Source organism: Arthrobacter sp. H14 (assembly GCF_000520495.1).
Taxonomy (GTDB): domain Bacteria; phylum Actinomycetota; class Actinomycetes; order Actinomycetales; family Micrococcaceae; genus Arthrobacter_C.
This window is the reverse complement of sequence record NZ_KI914621.1, coordinates 124,741-140,392: the sequence shown is the minus strand read 5'-3', so window position 1 is coordinate 140,392 and position 15,652 is coordinate 124,741. Positions and strand designations below refer to the sequence as shown.

At 63.3% G+C, this 15,652-nt stretch carries 14 protein-coding genes; 6 read left to right on the top strand and 8 right to left on the bottom strand.

The genetic code is table 11. The features are described 5' to 3' along the window. Genes Y707_RS23030 through Y707_RS23025 form a run of 4 tightly spaced genes read right to left on the bottom strand, consistent with a single transcriptional unit; the run spans window position 1 to window position 3,897 of the window. Window positions 1–390 carry a non-heme iron oxygenase ferredoxin subunit gene (locus Y707_RS23030; protein ID WP_051441580.1) on the bottom strand — a complete coding sequence of 130 codons (390 nt, stop codon included), beginning with the start codon at window positions 388–390 and terminating at the stop codon, window positions 1–3. Continuing rightward, the gene (sufD, locus tag Y707_RS0102925; RefSeq protein ID WP_026533967.1) at window positions 390–1,670 is read right to left on the bottom strand and encodes a Fe-S cluster assembly protein SufD; all 1,281 of its coding nucleotides are present in this window, start codon (window positions 1,668–1,670) and stop codon (window positions 390–392) included. The genes Y707_RS23030 and sufD overlap by 1 nt, the downstream gene beginning before the upstream one ends. Next, window positions 1,670–3,133 (bottom strand): Fe-S cluster assembly protein SufB, encoded by a 1,464-nt coding sequence (gene sufB / locus Y707_RS0102920; RefSeq protein WP_026533966.1) that lies wholly within the window; start codon window positions 3,131–3,133, stop codon window positions 1,670–1,672. The genes sufD and sufB overlap by 1 nt, the downstream gene beginning before the upstream one ends. 32 nt (window positions 3,134–3,165) lie before the next feature. Then, window positions 3,166–3,897 (bottom strand): helix-turn-helix transcriptional regulator, encoded by a 732-nt coding sequence (locus Y707_RS23025; RefSeq protein WP_051441579.1) that lies wholly within the window; start codon window positions 3,895–3,897, stop codon window positions 3,166–3,168. Between the two features lie 107 nt (window positions 3,898–4,004). On the opposite strand from Y707_RS23025, the gene Y707_RS0102910 reads away from it, so the two are divergent. The 3 genes from Y707_RS0102910 to Y707_RS23020 are packed head-to-tail and all read left to right on the top strand — an operon-like array spanning window position 4,005 to window position 6,781. Continuing rightward, window positions 4,005–4,961, top strand: a complete 957-nt coding sequence (locus Y707_RS0102910; protein ID WP_026533965.1) for an ABC transporter ATP-binding protein — start codon at window positions 4,005–4,007, stop codon at window positions 4,959–4,961. Continuing rightward, window positions 4,958–5,716: an ABC transporter permease gene (locus Y707_RS0102905; protein ID WP_026533964.1), complete on the top strand. Its 759-nt coding sequence runs from the start codon at window positions 4,958–4,960 to the stop codon at window positions 5,714–5,716. Before Y707_RS0102910 ends, Y707_RS0102905 begins: the two co-directional genes overlap by 4 nt. Before the next feature lie 3 nt (window positions 5,717–5,719). Further along, window positions 5,720–6,781, top strand: a complete 1,062-nt coding sequence (locus Y707_RS23020; RefSeq protein WP_081744573.1) for a COX15/CtaA family protein — start codon at window positions 5,720–5,722, stop codon at window positions 6,779–6,781. Here Y707_RS23020 and Y707_RS0102895 read toward each other — a convergent pair. Beyond that, window positions 6,762–7,652, bottom strand: coding sequence for a dihydrodipicolinate synthase family protein (locus Y707_RS0102895; protein WP_026533963.1), 891 nt, complete (start codon window positions 7,650–7,652; stop codon window positions 6,762–6,764). The two genes, Y707_RS23020 and Y707_RS0102895, sit on opposite strands and share 20 nt — an antisense overlap. A 137-nt stretch (window positions 7,653–7,789) precedes the next feature. On the opposite strand from Y707_RS0102895, the gene Y707_RS0102890 reads away from it, so the two are divergent. Further along, window positions 7,790–8,638 carry an NAD-dependent epimerase/dehydratase family protein gene (locus Y707_RS0102890; RefSeq protein WP_026533962.1) on the top strand — a complete coding sequence of 283 codons (849 nt, stop codon included), beginning with the start codon at window positions 7,790–7,792 and terminating at the stop codon, window positions 8,636–8,638. Window positions 8,639–8,672: 34 nt separating this feature from the next. On the opposite strand, the gene malQ is transcribed toward Y707_RS0102890, so the two are convergent. From malQ to Y707_RS0102880, 3 genes are all read right to left on the bottom strand, one after another. Then, the gene (malQ, locus tag Y707_RS23015) at window positions 8,673–10,223 is read right to left on the bottom strand and encodes a 4-alpha-glucanotransferase (RefSeq protein ID WP_333782832.1); all 1,551 of its coding nucleotides are present in this window, start codon (window positions 10,221–10,223) and stop codon (window positions 8,673–8,675) included. Next, complete coding sequence (locus Y707_RS33210) at window positions 10,147–10,860, bottom strand: hypothetical protein (RefSeq protein WP_333782831.1); 714 nt, start codon at window positions 10,858–10,860, stop codon at window positions 10,147–10,149. Before Y707_RS33210 ends, malQ begins: the two co-directional genes overlap by 77 nt. A 91-nt stretch (window positions 10,861–10,951) precedes the next feature. Then, on the bottom strand, window positions 10,952–11,896 hold the full coding sequence (locus Y707_RS0102880) for a heme o synthase (RefSeq protein WP_026533961.1): 945 nt from the start codon (window positions 11,894–11,896) through the stop codon (window positions 10,952–10,954). A gap of 363 nt (window positions 11,897–12,259) precedes the next feature. On the opposite strand from Y707_RS0102880, the gene tkt reads away from it, so the two are divergent. Both tkt and tal read left to right on the top strand, forming a co-directional pair. After that, window positions 12,260–14,434 carry a transketolase gene (tkt, locus tag Y707_RS0102875; RefSeq protein WP_081744572.1) on the top strand — a complete coding sequence of 725 codons (2,175 nt, stop codon included), beginning with the start codon at window positions 12,260–12,262 and terminating at the stop codon, window positions 14,432–14,434. A 34-nt stretch (window positions 14,435–14,468) separates the two neighbouring features. Further along, complete coding sequence (gene tal / locus Y707_RS0102870) at window positions 14,469–15,611, top strand: transaldolase (protein WP_026533959.1); 1,143 nt, start codon at window positions 14,469–14,471, stop codon at window positions 15,609–15,611. The last annotated feature ends 41 nt before the right edge of the window (window positions 15,612–15,652 follow it).

Genomic DNA, 15,652 nt, shown 5'->3' with positions numbered 1-15,652 from the left:
TTAGTTCTCCTTCGCGCTTTTAGCAGCGGCTTTCTTTAGTAAAGCTTCGTCGGGGGCCTTCGCCCCGTTGATCACCGTGGTGACGTCCACGAATACGTTTGAATCGTCAATGGCCAGCGCGAACACCGGAACGGGTTCGAAGGCCGGCGGGCTCAGCGGCTCGCCGGTGCGCAGGTCGAACTGGCTGCCGTGCCCCCAGCACTCGATTGCGCAGTCTTCGACGTCGCCCTCAGCAAGCGAGATATCCGCATGCGAGCAGGTATCGCCCAAGGCGTGGACTTCGCCGTCTGAATCACGGACGACAACCACCGGGTAACCGTGCACCAACACCCGCAGTGCGGCATTGACCTGCAGATCCTGTTCCTTGCAGACCAACTGCCCTGCCGGCATCAGTAATCCCCCGCCTCGAGTTCACGCTCGACGGCGGCCTGAAGCCGTTCCTCCAGAGCTGGAACGCGGATCTGCTGGATGATTTCGTTCAGGAAGCCTCGGACCACCAGACGACGGGCGACGTCCTCGGGGATTCCCCGGGACTGCAGGTAGAAAAGCTGCTCGTCGTCGAACCGGCCGGTGGTGCTGGCGTGGCCGGCACCTTCGATCAGTCCGGTTTCGATCTCCAGGTTGGGAACCGAGTCCGCGCGTGCGCCGTCGGAAAGCACCAAGTTGCGGTTCACTTCGTAGGTGTCCGTGCCTTCGGCTTCCTTGCGGATCAGCACATCGCCGACCCATACGGTGCGGGCATCCTGGCCCTGCAGCGCACCCTTGTAGGAAACGCGCGACTTGCAGTTCGGAACCGCATGGTCCACGAACAACCGTTGCTCAAAATGCTGGCCGGCGTCGGCAAAGTAGAGACCGAACATCTCCACGTCCCCGCCCGGGCCCGCAAAACGGGACGACGGCGTCACCCGCACCACGTCGCCGCCGAGGCTGACGATGACGTGCTTGAGCTTGGCGTCGCGCCCGATCTTCGCCTGCTGGGCACTGGCGTGGACGGTTTCGTCGTCCCAGTCCTGAATGCTGACCACGGTCAGCTGGGCGCCATCCTGGATGTCCATTTCCACGTTCTCGGCCACGACGGCGGAACCGCGGTGGTCAAGGACGACGACTGACCTGGAGAACTTTTCAGCCTGGATCAGTACGTGCGAGGCTGCCGGATCCATCCCTGCGCCGGTCAGTGTCACGGTGATTTCCGAGTCCACTTCCAACTCGGACGGGATGGTCACCACCGTGGCTTCCTTGAAGGAGGCCCAGGCTGATGCCGATACCCGGTCGTCGGGGATGGCGGCAACGCCGATGCGGGCGTCGTCGCGTCCCACGGTCTCCACGCGGACAGCGTCCGGCTTCTCAACCTGAACCGTCGGCGCCGGGCCGGTCAGTTCGTCGGTGTGAAGACCGGCAAGCCGGTTCAGTGGGGTGAAGCGCCAATCCTCTTCGCGGCCGGTAAGGGCCGGGAAGTCGGACAGGTTGTAGGAGGTCAGCCGTCCGGCGCGTGAGCTGTCCGAGACGCCGGCTCCGCCGCCATGTGAATGGGCTTTGGCGCCGTGCTGCTCGGTGCTGACGTTGTCCGTGGAGAGGTTTTCACCTTCCTCATTCATGCCGACGATGGCTTGACCGGGCGCTCCGATGCGTGCTTTTTCGTTTGTTACGGGTTGCGCTGTGTCGTTAGTCATTAACCGACGGCTCCTTCCATCTGGAGTTCAATGAGGCGGTTCAGCTCGAGGGCGTATTCCATCGGCAGTTCGCGGGCGATGGGCTCGATGAAGCCGCGCACGATCATGGCCATGGCCTCGTCCTCGGGCATGCCGCGGGACTGCAGGTAGAACAGCTGCTCTTCGCTGACGCGGGAGACAGTTGCCTCGTGGCCCATCGTGACGTCGTCCTCGCGGATGTCGACGTAGGGGTAAGTATCCGAACGCGAAATCGTATCCACCAGCAGGGCGTCGCAGCGGACGGTGTTGGCGGAATGCTCGGCACCTTCACGTACCTGCACCAGTCCGCGGTAGGCCGCACGGCCACCGCCGCGTGCCACCGACTTGGAGATGATGGAGGACTTCGTGTTCGGGGCGATGTGGACCATCTTGGATCCGGTGTCCTGGTGCTGGCCCTCGCCGGCAAAGGCAACCGAGAGCGTCTCGCCCTTGGCGTGCTCGCCGACCAGGTAGACGGCCGGGTACTTCATGGTGACCTTGGAACCGATGTTGCCGTCGATCCACTCCATGGTGGCGCCTTCTTCGGCGATCGCACGCTTGGTCACCAGGTTGTACACGTTGTTCGACCAGTTCTGGATGGTCGTGTAACGGACGCGGGAGCCCTTCTTGCAGATGATCTCCACAACGGCTGAGTGCAGTGAGTCCGAGGTGTAGATCGGAGCCGTGCAACCCTCGATGTAGTGGACGTAGGAGTCCTCATCGGCAATGATCAGCGTGCGCTCGAACTGGCCCATGTTCTCGGTGTTGATCCGGAAGTAGGCCTGCAGCGGAATCTCCACGTGCACGCCCTTGGGGACGTAGACGAATGAACCGCCCGACCATACGGCCGAGTTCAGTGAAGCGAATTTGTTGTCGCCGACGGGGATGATGGTGCCGAAGTATTCCTGGAAGATCTCCGGGTGCTCGCGTAGCGCGGTATCGGTGTCCAGGAAGATGACACCCTGGGCTTCCAGATCTTCGCGGAGCTGGTGGTAGACAACCTCGGACTCGTACTGGGCAGCAACACCTGAGACCAACCGGCTGCGCTCCGCTTCGGGGATGCCCAGCTTTTCATAGGTGTTCTTAATGTCTTCCGGGAGATCATCCCAGGTCTGCGCCTGCTTCTCGGTTGACCGGACGAAATACTTGATGTTGTCGAAGTCGATGCCGGAGAGGTCTGCGCCCCACGTCGGCATCGGCTTGCGGTCGAAGTACTTCAGGCCCTTGAGCCGCATGTTGAGCATCCACTCGGGCTCGTCCTTCTTCGCGGAGATGTCGCGGACGACTTCCTCGCTCAGGCCACGGCGCGCGGTGGCGCCGGCCACGTCAGAGTCGGCCCAGCCGTACTCGTAGCTGCCGATGCCCTCAAGCTCCGGGTTCTTCTCCAGAATGTCGCTAATGACTGGATTCGGAATATCAGTGTCGCGGACTGTTTGTTCCGTCATCACGGCCTTCCTTTTTGGGGGTTGGCCAACGCTTACTGCGCTGGATTGGTACTTGCCCGACCCGTTGGAACGTGGGTCGTACAAACATGTCCGCCACTGGCCAATGTGGACAAACGCCGCACATCGACTCCAATCAGACGGGCAAAAACTTGGGTTTCCGTTTCACAGAAAATGGGGAATTCGGCGGCCAGATCCTGAACCGGGCAATGGCCCTGGCACAGCTGCACACTGCCTAGACCTTCGCGTGTTCCGCTTCCCTTCGGAGCCGGGACGGTGGTCGACGACGCCGAGTAGCGGTCCTGCGACAGAGCTTCGGCAAGTGCCCGCGTACGGGCTTCAACCCCGCTGCCGGCCGCATCGACGATTGGCCGGTAGCGCTCTTCCATTTCAGCGTAACGCCGCCGGGCAAAATCCTCGACGGCGGCTGGTCCGGCAATCCGGGTCAACTGCGTCAACGCGTCGCGTGCAATGTCGAGATAATCATTGCCGAGATGCTGTTGTCCACGCTTGGTCAGAACATAACGCCGCGAGGGCCGGCCTGCTCCAGTAGCCTTGCTTACGAGTTTGACCTCGATGAGGCCGTCCCGTGACAACGCATCCAGATGCCTGCGCACTGCGGCGGGGGTGAATCCGAGAATTTCACCCAGTACGGCCGCGCTCACCGGGCCGTGTTCGAGCACCGCACCGAGGACCTTGTCCCTGGTGCGTTCTTCGGTTTCCTCGGACCCGACGGGCCCGGATGAAGAATGGCTCACGGAATACACAACACAATCATGACGTAATTTAGTCCCCCGTTCCAGTAAGGTGAGCCTTCGCACAGTGCCGCAGAATGGCGCGGGCGCGGAGATACTACGTCACGTAGAATGGTCGGGTGCTCCGCTCCGACTCCCCCTGCCTGCAGATCGATGGGCTGATTAAGGACTTCGGCCCGGTGCCCGCACTTGAAGGAAAAATGGTGCGCGTCCTGGATGGGATCAACCTCAAAGCGTTCCGCGGTCAGGTCACCGCCTTGCTCGGCGCCAATGGTGCTGGCAAAACCACCACCATAGAGTGTGCCCAAGGTCTGCTCAAGCGCGACGGCGGCACCATCCGGCTGCTGGACGGGGACCCCGGCCGTCCCACACCCTCCTTGCGCGCCCGCGTGGGTGTGATGCTGCAGGACGGCGGTCTGCCGCCGTCGGCCCGTCCCATCCCCTTGCTGCGCCATGTGGCCGGGATGTACCGGAATCCGCGCAGCGTTGATGGCCTGGTCGAGCGGCTGGGTATCGATTCATTCGCCGGCACCTCGATCCGCCGGCTTTCCGGCGGCCAGAAGCAGCGGCTGGCGATGGCGGCGTCGTTGGTGGGTAATCCCGAGGTGCTGTTCCTGGATGAGCCCAGCGCCGGCCTCGACCCGCAGTCACGGGTGATCGTCTTCGACCTGGTCCGCGAACTCCGCGATGAAGGACTGGGAATCGTCCTCACCACGCATTTGCTCGACGACGCCCAACGGCTGGCCGACTACGTCTACATTATCGACGCCGGCAGGACAGTGACCGAGGGCACCGTACCTGAATTAATTAACTCGAAGCGCTCGGCTGGAACCGGGCGGGTCCTGACCTTCGAAGCGACGCCGGGACTGGACCTGGAAACCATGGTTCCCAGCGGACTGTCCGCCATCGAGACCCGCCCGGGCAGCTACACCGTTACCGGACCCGTGACGGCTGCGGATCTAGCTGCGCTGGCCACGGCTTGGGACGCCGCCGGGGTAATGCCGACCGCGCTGCAGCTATCACCGCGGAGCCTGGAAGACGTCTTTCTCGAGGTCTCCGGAAAGGAACGACGATGAGCGCACCGGCTTCACTCGCGAAACGCGTCGCCCTGCAGAGCGGCTACGAAACGATGTCGATGCTCCGCAATGGCGAACAACTGATTCTGGCCATCGTCCTGCCGCTGCTGGCGCTTATCGGCCTGGTTGTTACTCCGCTGCTGGATTCTTTGGTGCTGGAAGGGGCTGGAGACAGCCGGATCAACATTGCCACCCCGGGGGTCCTGGCGCTGTGTGCCATGTCGACGGCATTCACCGGCCAAGGGATTGCCACCGGATTCGACCGCCGTTACGGCGTGCTTCGCTTCCTGTCCACCACTCCCCTGGGCCGTACCGGACTCATCGCCGGCAAGGCGGCAGCCGTGATCGCGGTGCTCGCCCTGCAGGTGCTGGTGATCGGCACGGTGGCTGCGTTTTTGGGCTGGCGGCCGGAGCCGGCTGGAATTCCGGCCGCGCTGCTGATGCTGGTACTCGGCGCCGCCGCCTTCACCGCGCTGGGCCTGCTGGTGGCCGGTACGGTCCGTCCCGAAGCGACCCTGGCCATCACCAACCTGCTGTGGATTCTGCTGGCTGCCGGCGGAGGCATCGTCATTCCGGCGGCCGCGCTGCCCGGTGAGTTGGCCGCCGTCGTACAAGTACTTCCCTCCGGCGCCCTGGGCGACGCTCTGCGCGACGCCATGCTGGCCGGAGACTTCAATTTCTTCGCCCTCCTGGTGCTGGCCGGCTGGACGGCAGTGGCCGGCTTGGCCGCCTCCCGATGGTTTAAATGGAGCTGACCTATGACACCTGATCCGACAGTGCAAACCCGGCAACAAGGAGTGCGACGCTGGAGCTCTAAACTCCCCGGCTCCGTTACGCCGGCTGTGCGCGGACTCGCGATCGCCTCGCTGGTGTCGCAGATCATGATCGTGGTGACCGGCGGCGCCGTCCGGCTGACCGCCTCCGGCCTGGGATGCCCGACCTGGCCGCGCTGCACTGCCGAGTCGTTGGTCAATACACCAGAGATGGGCATCCACGGTGTGATCGAATTCGGTAACCGGATGCTCACCTTTGTCCTGACCGTTATCGCCTTCGCCATGATGGCCGCCCTCTGGAACATGCGCCGTGACCGCCGGGACCTTTTCTTCCTGGCCGTCGCCCTGCTGGCCGGAATTCCGGCGCAGGCGCTGATCGGCGGCATTACCGTGCTGACCCAGCTAAACCCGTGGGTCGTCGGCTGGCATTTCATCGTATCGATGGCATTGGTCGCGCTGGCCACGCTCCTGGTCAACCGGGCACGGCCGTTTCCCGACGACGGCGGCAACCCGGTTGCCACCGGCACCGCCGGATCAAAAGTCAACGCCCCGGCGTCGAAGGTCCATGGCGCGACGACGACGGCCAGCGCCCCCACTTCTAAGACGGTCCGCCAACTGCTCGCCGCCATCGGCATCCTCACCGGACTGGCCGTTGCGCTCGGCGTCATCGTTACCGGGTCCGGCCCCCACGCCGGCGATGCCGATGCACCGCGCAATGGGCTGAATTCAGACCTGATGACCCGCGTGCACGTACTTCCGGTGTACCTGCTGGTTGCAGCAACCATCGTAGCGTTGGTGCTCGTCTACCGGCGCCACCACAGCCGCCACCTGCGCCGCGCCATGGTGATCCTCGCCGTCGTCGTCCTGCTCCAGGGGCTGGTGGGCTACATCCAGCACTTCACCGGGCTTCCCGTCGCCTTGGTGGCGCTGCACATGCTCGGCGCATCCTTACTCGTTGCGGCGGCAACCAACGCCATCGACCAGGGCTACGACCGTGGCATTCCGCGGCCCGAAAGGACGGAACAGGTCAGTCCAGCAGGTCGATAAGCCGGGCGAGTTCACGCTGCTGGCTTCCCGGCACGGGCAGCAGTGGCAGCCTCGGATCGCCGGCATCCCACCCGCAGGCACGGGCCAGCGAGTGCAGGCTGCTCAGTTTGCGCTGCGCCGCCAAGGCATGGATCACCGGCGTCAGGACCTCCCGGCAGGACGAGAACCCGGCCGCATCGTCCGCGACCAGGGCGCCCCGGAGCCGCACATACTGTTCGGGAAGCAGGGCGGCCGGCCCCGAATGCCAGGCATCGGCCGCGACGGCGTTGTCCACGATGGAGGTGTCGCCGCTCATCCCGAGCGAAAACTCCCGCGGAGTGACTTCCCGCAGCGCGGCCAGGCGCTCGTCGTAAGCTTCACGGCTGGTGCCCGGATCTTTCAACGCCACGATATTAGCGACGGTAGCGAGCTCGGCCACGAGCTCAACCGGAAAGTCGAACTGCGTTGTGGAGGGATTGTTGTACAGGCAGATGGGCAGATCAGTCCGCTCTGCGAGAGTGCGCGACTGGGTGGCCACTTCCTCGATGGTCAGCGGCACATAGGACACAGCCGAAACGACCAGGCCGGCAACCCCTGCGTCCTCGGCGTCGGCCGCCGATGCAAGGATTTCGCGGGTGGCGACGGCGCTGACGCCCGCATAGACAGGCAGCGCGGGGTTCACCGCTGCGGCCTCCTCAACTGCTGCCCCGACGACGGCGGCCCGCTCCTCACGGTCCAAATAAGCGAAGCTGCCGGAACTGCCCAGAACGGTGATGGCGTCGACGCTGGATGCTGCCAGGGACGAGATCATCCGCCGCAACTCGTTGAGGTTCACCTCCCCGCTGGCGGTAAAGGGGGTGACGGGATAGGCAATGACACCGGTGAAGTCCATCCGCCCATGCTAGCGCCGCGCCTGCCATTCCCGGGGTCCGGAGCAGGTCCGGCGTGGTCCGGCACATTGACGGCTCGTGCCGGGGCGGGTACTGATGGAGGGGTTTGTGATCCTAATTTCGGCTGAAGGAGAATTCGATGAAGGTTGTTGTCACCGGTGGAAACGGCAAGCTCGGCAGGAGCGTGGTGGAGCGACTGCGCAATGAAGGGCATTCAGTGGTCAATCTCGACCGTGCCGGGGACCGCGGGCCAGGCTTCGCGCGGGTGGAATTCACCGACTATGGCCAGGTCTCGGACGCCCTGATGGGGATCAACGACCTGCATGACGGATTCGACGCCGTCGTGCATTTGGCCGCTATTCCGGCACCTGCGATACTTCCCGACGCCGCCACGTTCCAGAACAATATGCTGTCGACCTACCACGTCTTCCAGGCAGCCCGGCGGGCCGGAATTAAGAGAATCGTCTACGCCTCCAGTGAAACGGTGCTGGGTTTACCGTTCGACACCGACCCGCCCTACATTCCGGTGGACGAGGAATACCCCGCCCGCCCCGAGAGCACCTACTCGCTGGTGAAGCACCTCGAAGAACAGATGGCCATCCAGTTCACGCGTTGGGATCCCGCCTTGAGCATCACCGCCCTGCGGTTTTCCAATGTGATGGATCCGGAAGATTATGCAGAATTTCCTTCATTCGACAGCGATCCCATGTTGCGCAAGTGGAATCTGTGGGGTTACATCGACGGCCGGGACGGGGCGCAGGCGGTCCTGCGCTCGCTGAAAAACGGTCAGCCGGGCTTCGACAGATTCATTATTGCGGCCGCTGACACCGTGATGAGCCGGTCAAGTGCCGGTCTCGCCGCCGAAGTGTTCGGTGACGTTGACATCGTCAAGGACGTAGGCGAGCACGAGACGCTGCTATCGATCGATAAGGCCAGGCGCGTCCTCGGTTACGCCCCCGAGCACAGCTGGCGTGACCACGTGTCCTGATGGTTCGGTCCTCCTGCGCGGCGGGAGAATCGATTCATCGATCCGGCTGCAGGACCTGAACCAGAGACAGGAACCTCTCATTATGGGGCAGGTCGTCGATCAGGACAACCTGTCCGTCCGGGCCGGCAAGCGGAATGCGCCAGTTCGGATACTCGTCACTGGTTCCCGGCTGGTTCTGCGTACGCCGCTCCCCGACTGCGTCGACTAAGGCCACGCCAATCAGAGCCGACGGTGTCTGGGCGATCAAGGCATACAGTGCCTCCACCGTCCGTTGCACCTCGTCGCTGGCTTTGCGACTACCAGCGTCGGCGGTTGGCAACTGCGTGGATTTGGGCAGCAGGCCCCGCTCCCGGGCCAGGGCCAGCACGGCTTCTTGAGTGGCGGCGTCGTCAGCACGTTCTTCCGCTGCCGGACGGTTCAAGAGCCCCAAAGACTCACGCAGATCCACGTGTTCACCCGCCAGATATCCCGCCGTCGGGGGCAGGTCGTGAGTGTTGACGCTGGTCAGGCAAGCCTGCCGGTACTGCTCAGGGGCCAGCGGACCTTCCTCGGACTGTTCGAACCACAGGATCGAAGTACCCAGAATTCCCCGTTCGGCCAGATAATCCTGCACCCACGGTTCAAAGGTGCCCAGATCCTCGCCAACGACGACGGCGTCCGCCCGCTGAGCTTCGAGTGCGAGAATGCCAATCAGCGCCTCATGATCGTAGTGAACGTACGCGCCCTCACCCGGGGCGGCGCCGTCGGGAATCCACCAGAGCCGGAAAAGGCCGAGAATGTGGTCGATCCGGATGCCGCCGGCATGGCGGAGGATAGTGCGCAGCATGTCCCGGTAGGCGGCGTACCCGGAGGCAGCGAGGCGGGCGGGATGCCAAGGCGGCTGAGCCCAATCCTGGCCCTGCTGGTTGAACATGTCCGGTGGCGCGCCCACACTGACACCGGAAGCAAGGACATCCTGCAGCACCCAGGCATCTGCTCCGCGGCTTTGGACGCCGACTGCGAGGTCGTGCATCACGCCGATGCCCATTCCTGCCTTCTTCGCTGCACTCTGCACAGTTTCAAGCTGCTGATCGCAGATCCACTGCAGCCATTTGTGAAAGTCGATTCTGCCGGCCAACCGGCCACGCTGCTCCAGCACGTAGCCGCCGCCCGGACGCGCCGCGTTGTCGTTACGCGTCGCGCCGGCCCCGGCTTCCTCCGTCATGGCGCACCACAGCGCGAAATCCTCCAAGCCCTGCCCTTGGCCGGTGCAAAAGGCGTCGAGCTGTTGCTGCCTGGCCGCACCACGACCCACCTGATAGATGAGCTCCAACGCCTCGAGCTTTGCAGCATAGGTTGAATCCCGGTCCAACATGTCCGCGTTCTGGTTCGCTCCGCGCAGTCGTCCGGCCAGTTCCTCAATCCGCTTCCTCGGACCGCCCGTCAAATATCCGTACTCGGGTATGTCCTCCACCCGGATATACAGCGGGTTAAAGAACCGACGGCTTGTCGGCAGATACGGTGAAGGCTCAACCGGCGGCGCTGGTTCGGCCGCGTGCAATGGATTGACCAGAACGAAACCGGCGCCATGTCCGGCACCGGAAATGGCGGCAAGGTCGGCCAGGTCGGCCAGATCTCCAATCCCCCCAGGAGCGTGATGAGCGCACCGAATACAGTTGCGCCATCAGACCCCAGCCGCGCTCCCCTGCCAATTGCGCCGTCGTCGTCAACTGCTGTGGTGAAATAACCAGGGTGCACTGTGCCTGCTCTGCTCCGCATTGGGCGTGCAGGGTGTGCCAGCCGAGTGGCAGACCGGCCGGCAGCTCCGCCAAGTGACGCTCGATGTGGACCCCATCGACTGAATGCCGCTCTGCCGGGACATCGGCCCAGGAAACCTCGTGCCGGGAGCCGTCTTCGCCAACAATCCACAGCTGCGCGGTGGCCCCCCGCGGCTTGTGCACCGCGACTTGATGTGGTTGTCCCTGCTGACGGACGACGACGGGAGGCAGCAACCTCCGCCATGGCGCCAGTTCACCTTCATCCAGGGCGGCGTGGACGTCTTCATCTGTTTCGGCCGCCACGCCGAGCGCGGCCAGAACTTTACGCAGGGTCTGTGCGGCGACATTCTGCCCGGTTCCATCCCAGCCCTGGAATGTTGTACTTACGCCGTTCGCTTGAGCCAGCTGCCGCAGCAGCCCGCCGCTTCCGCCGTCGGTCGGATCCTGCACGTTCGCATCGCCCATGCCTCTTAACCTATGTGCCTGGCGGGCGTTCACCAAGAGAGTCCACAAGGCTGCGGACCGGTGTGCTGTCGGAAAGCTGGGGAGGTTGCTGTCAGAAGAGCGGGGATCCGATGAAGGGATCGACGGCGAGGGCAAGGAACACCAGCGTCAGGTAGCTGATTGATCCATGGAAAACCTTCATGGCGCCCTTGCCTGTCGTGGTGCCGCGCTGGGCATGAAAATGCAGGCGGTGCGATTCATACAGGAACCAGAAACCGCTCAGGACGGCAACGATCGTATAGGTCCAGCCTGCCCCACCCACGGGGATGAGCAGCAGGGAGCATGCCACCATGGCCCAGGCATACAGCACGATCTGCACCGAAACGACCTTGGCGCCGGCGATCGCCCCAAGCATTGGCACGTGTGCCTTGTTGTAGTCGTCGCTGTAGCGCATGGACAGCGGCCAGTAATGCGGCGGAGTCCAGAGGAAAATGATCATGAACAGGATGAACGCCGGCCATGCCAACTCGTTGGTCGCGGCCGCCCAGCCGATCAGCACCGGCATGCAACCGGCGGTTCCGCCCCAGACGATGTTCTGCGAGGTCCGCCGCTTCAGGATCATCGAATATACAACTACGTAAAGGAAGATCGCGGCGATGCCCAGCCAGGCAGCGAGGGGGTTGGCCCCAAACCAGAGGATGGCAATCGCTGCGACGCCGAGCACTGTGGCGAAGATGAATGCTTCGCGCGGACTCACGGCACCGGTCACCAGCGGCCGCTTCTCGGTGCGGTGCATCAGCTTGTCGATGTCGCGGTCGATGTAACAATTAAAGGCGCCGGCACTGCCCGCGGCGAAGGCTCCGCCAACCAAAGTGGCCAGAATCAGCATCAGGTCAGGGAACCCGCGCTGGGCAAAAATCATGGTCGGTAAGGTGGTGACCAGCAGCAGCTCGATAACCCGGGGTTTCGTCAATGCCAGATACGCCTTGGCCTTGCGGCTCCACCTGGATTTGCCGCCCTCAGAAGCGGCAATTACGGGCGCATCCTGGGTTCGCACGGGGTAATCACTCTGTTCTGTCTGATCAATGTCCGAGTGTAAAGGCAACCATGACGGCACTCGGTTTCCGTATCCATCATACCTACTGGAGCAGTCGGCCAGTCGATTCCCGTTCCGCTCCGGAAACAATCTTACTACGCCGTGTAGAAACGTTTTTCCGCAGCTGGCGAACAATCCTCATGACGACACGAACGGGCAGGGTGCAGGTGAATGCGACTAAGGTTGAAAGCGAGCTAAGAGCAAGGCAACTTATCAAAGTTTCAACCGCGGACGGCCAGTGGAATAGTCCACATTCCGGAGCACCGGTCAGGGCCGCTTCCGCTGAGCGACAGTAGAGAGAGGGGCTCGGTAAACGTGCCACATATGGAAGAAGAACTTCATTGGTCTGATCTGGACCAGCGCGCAGTGGATACCGTTCGTGTTCTGGCGGCAGATGCCGTGGAGAAGGTTGGAAACGGGCATCCCGGAACCGCAATGAGCCTGGCTCCGGCCGCTTACATGATCTTCCAGAAAATGATGCGGCACGACCCGTCGGATCCGGAATGGACCGGACGGGACCGCTTCGTCCTCTCCCCTGGACACACCTCGCTCACCCTCTACATCCAGTTGTACCTCTCCGGCTATGGACTGGAGATTGAGGACCTGCAGGAACTGCGGACCTGGGGTTCGAAAACCCCCGGCCACCCGGAGTACCGCCACACTGCCGGCGTCGAAGTCACCACCGGCCCCCTGGGACAGGGATTGGCGACCTCGGTCGGTTTTGCTTATGCCCAGCGCCGCATGCGCGGAATGATGGACCCGGAGGCCGCCACAGGGGAAAGCCCGTTCGACCACACCATCTGGGTCGTTGCTTCCGACGGCGATCTCCAAGAAGGCGTGACCTCGGAGGCTTCGTCGCTGGCCGGCCACCAGGAGCTGGGCAACATGGTGGTCCTGTACGACCAGAACCACATCTCCATCGAGGACGACACCGACGTCTCCTTCTCCGAGGATGTGCTCAAACGCTACGAGGCCTACGGCTGGCATGTCCAGCGCGTGGACTGGACCAAGACCGGCGAGTACGTCGAGGACGTCGCGGAGCTCTATGGCGCATTAAAGGCTGCAAAGCAGGAAACCTCCAAGCCCTCGATCATTGCCCTTCGGACCATTATCGGGTGGCCTGCCCCCAACAAGCAGAACACCGGCAAGGTACACGGCTCCGCCCTCGGCGCTGATGAAGTCGCCGCTGTGAAGAAGGAGCTGGGCTTCGACCCGGAGCAGCAGTTCCAGGTTGACTCCGAAGTTCTTGAGCACGCCCGCCAGGTGGTGCAGCGTGGCAAGGAAGAACGTGCGGAGTGGGAAAAGAGCTTCTCCGGATGGAAGGATGCGCATCCGGAGGAGAATCAGCTGCTGCAGCGTATCTCCGCTCGCGAACTCCCTGAAGGCTGGACGGACAAGTTGCCCTCCTTCCCTGCTGGGGAGGATGTCTCCACCCGCAAGGCGTCGGGCAAGGTGCTAGGCTCGATCGGGCCGGTGCTGCCGGAGCTATGGGGCGGATCGGCCGATCTGGCGGAGTCGAACAATACGACGATCGAAGGATCGCCGTCGTTCATCCCCGAGTCGCGGCAGACCGATATGTGGTCCGGTGGTCCGTACGGACGGGTACTGCACTTCGGCATCCGCGAGCACGCCGCCGCAGCGATCGTCAACGGCATCGTGATGCATTCAAGCACCCGTGCATTCTCCGGGACGTTCCTGATCTTCAGCGACTACCAGCGGCCGGCGATCCGCCTGGGCGCTCTGATGGGCGTTCCCGCGGTCTACGTCTGGACGCACGATTCCATCGGTCTGGGCGAGGATGGCCCGACGCACCAGCCAGTCGAACAATTGGCCTCGCTGCGCGCCATCCCCGGACTCGACGTCGTCCGTCCCGGCGACGCCAACGAAGTCGCTGTCGCCTGGCGCACCATTCTGGAAAACACCAATAACCCGGCGGGAATTGTACTCACCCGGCAGAACATTCCCACCTATGAGCGCGGCACCGGCGCGGCGTCGGGAAGCACCTTCGCTTCCGCCGACGGCGTTGCCAAGGGCGGTTATGTCCTGGCCGAGGCCGACGGCGGTGATGCCCAGGTGATCCTGATCGGCACCGGATCCGAGGTCCAGTTGGCGGTTCAGGCCCGGGAAGCGCTGCAGACCGATGGCGTACCCACCCGTGTGGTGTCGATGCCCTGCCTTGAGTGGTTCGACCAGCAGGACGAGCAATACCGCGAGAGCGTCCTGCCTTCCGGTGTACGTGCCCGGGTCTCCGTTGAGGCGGGCGTCGCCCAGGGCTGGCGCGATCTGATCGGCGATTCCGGCCGCTCGGTCTCGTTGGAACACTTCGGTGCCTCAGCCGACTACAAGACGTTGTTCCGCGAGTTCGAGATCACCGCGGACGCCGTCGTCGCTGCCGCCCGCGAGTCACTCGAGGCAGCACAGTCCGGGCCCGGCCCTCTCAACCGTTCCACCGGCGCGGCCTCCGGAGCACAATCTTCAACCACCGGCGACCTCCAGTAGCACGCCGAACCCTCTTCATTAAGGAGAATCAGTCATGACACAGACAACCAGCTCCCAATCAAAGCCGACCAGTCAGCTCGCCGACGCAGGCGTGTCCATCTGGCTCGACGACCTGTCCCGGGAACTCCTCGCCTCCGGAAACCTCCAGAAGCTGATGGACGAGCGGAACGTCGTCGGAATCACCACCAACCCGAGTATTTTCGCGTCAGCTCTTTCTGACGGTGAGTCCTACGCGGAGCAGGTCTCCGAACTGGCCGCATCGGGCGCCGACGTCGAAACCGCGGTATTCGAAATCACCACCCGCGATGTGACCGAGGCATGCGACCTTTTTGCGCCGATTGCCGAACGCACCGACGGTGTTGACGGCCGGGTCTCCATTGAGGTTGATCCGCGCCTGTCCGATGATGCGGCGAAGACGGCCGAAGTGGCGCAGCAGCTGTCCCGGAAAGTTAACCGCAACAACGTGCACATCAAGATTCCGGCCACCGAAGCCGGCCTTGAGCCGATTGCGGCGACCCTGGCCGAGGGCATCAGCGTCAACGTCACGCTGATCTTTTCGCTGGATCGGTACCGGGAAGTCATCAATGCCTTCATGCTCGGAATGGAGCGGGCGAAGGAAGCCGGCAAGGACCTGTCCAAGATCCATTCGGTCGCTTCCTTCTTTGTCTCCCGCGTCGATTCCGAAGTGGATACGCGCCTCGACGCCATCGGCACCGACGAAGCGAAGGCGCTGAAAGGCAAGGCTGGAGTGGCCAATGCCCGGCTGGCCTACCAGGTCTACGAACAGCAGTTCAGTACCGAACGGTGGAAGACCCTCGCCGACGCCGGAGCCCGCCAGCAGCGTCCGCTGTGGGCCTCAACCGGCGTGAAGGATCCGGCGTACCCAGACACGATGTACGTGACCGATCTGGTTGCGCCGAACGTCGTCAATACGATGCCGGAGAAGACCCTGGAGGCGGCGGCAGATCATGCCGAGGTGACCGGCGACACCGTCACCGGCACGTACGACGAAGCCAATGCCGTGTTGAATGACCTGGAAAAGCTGGGCATTTCCTACAACGACGTCGTCGGGCTGCTGGAAACCGAAGGCGTGGATAAGTTCGTCAAGAGCTGGAGCCAGCTGCTGGACACCGTCCAGGCCGCGCTCGATAATGCCGGGAGCTCCGGCAAGCAGTAGCGCCAGGCAGTGTTCGATCAACAAGCAGGAGGATTTGTCAG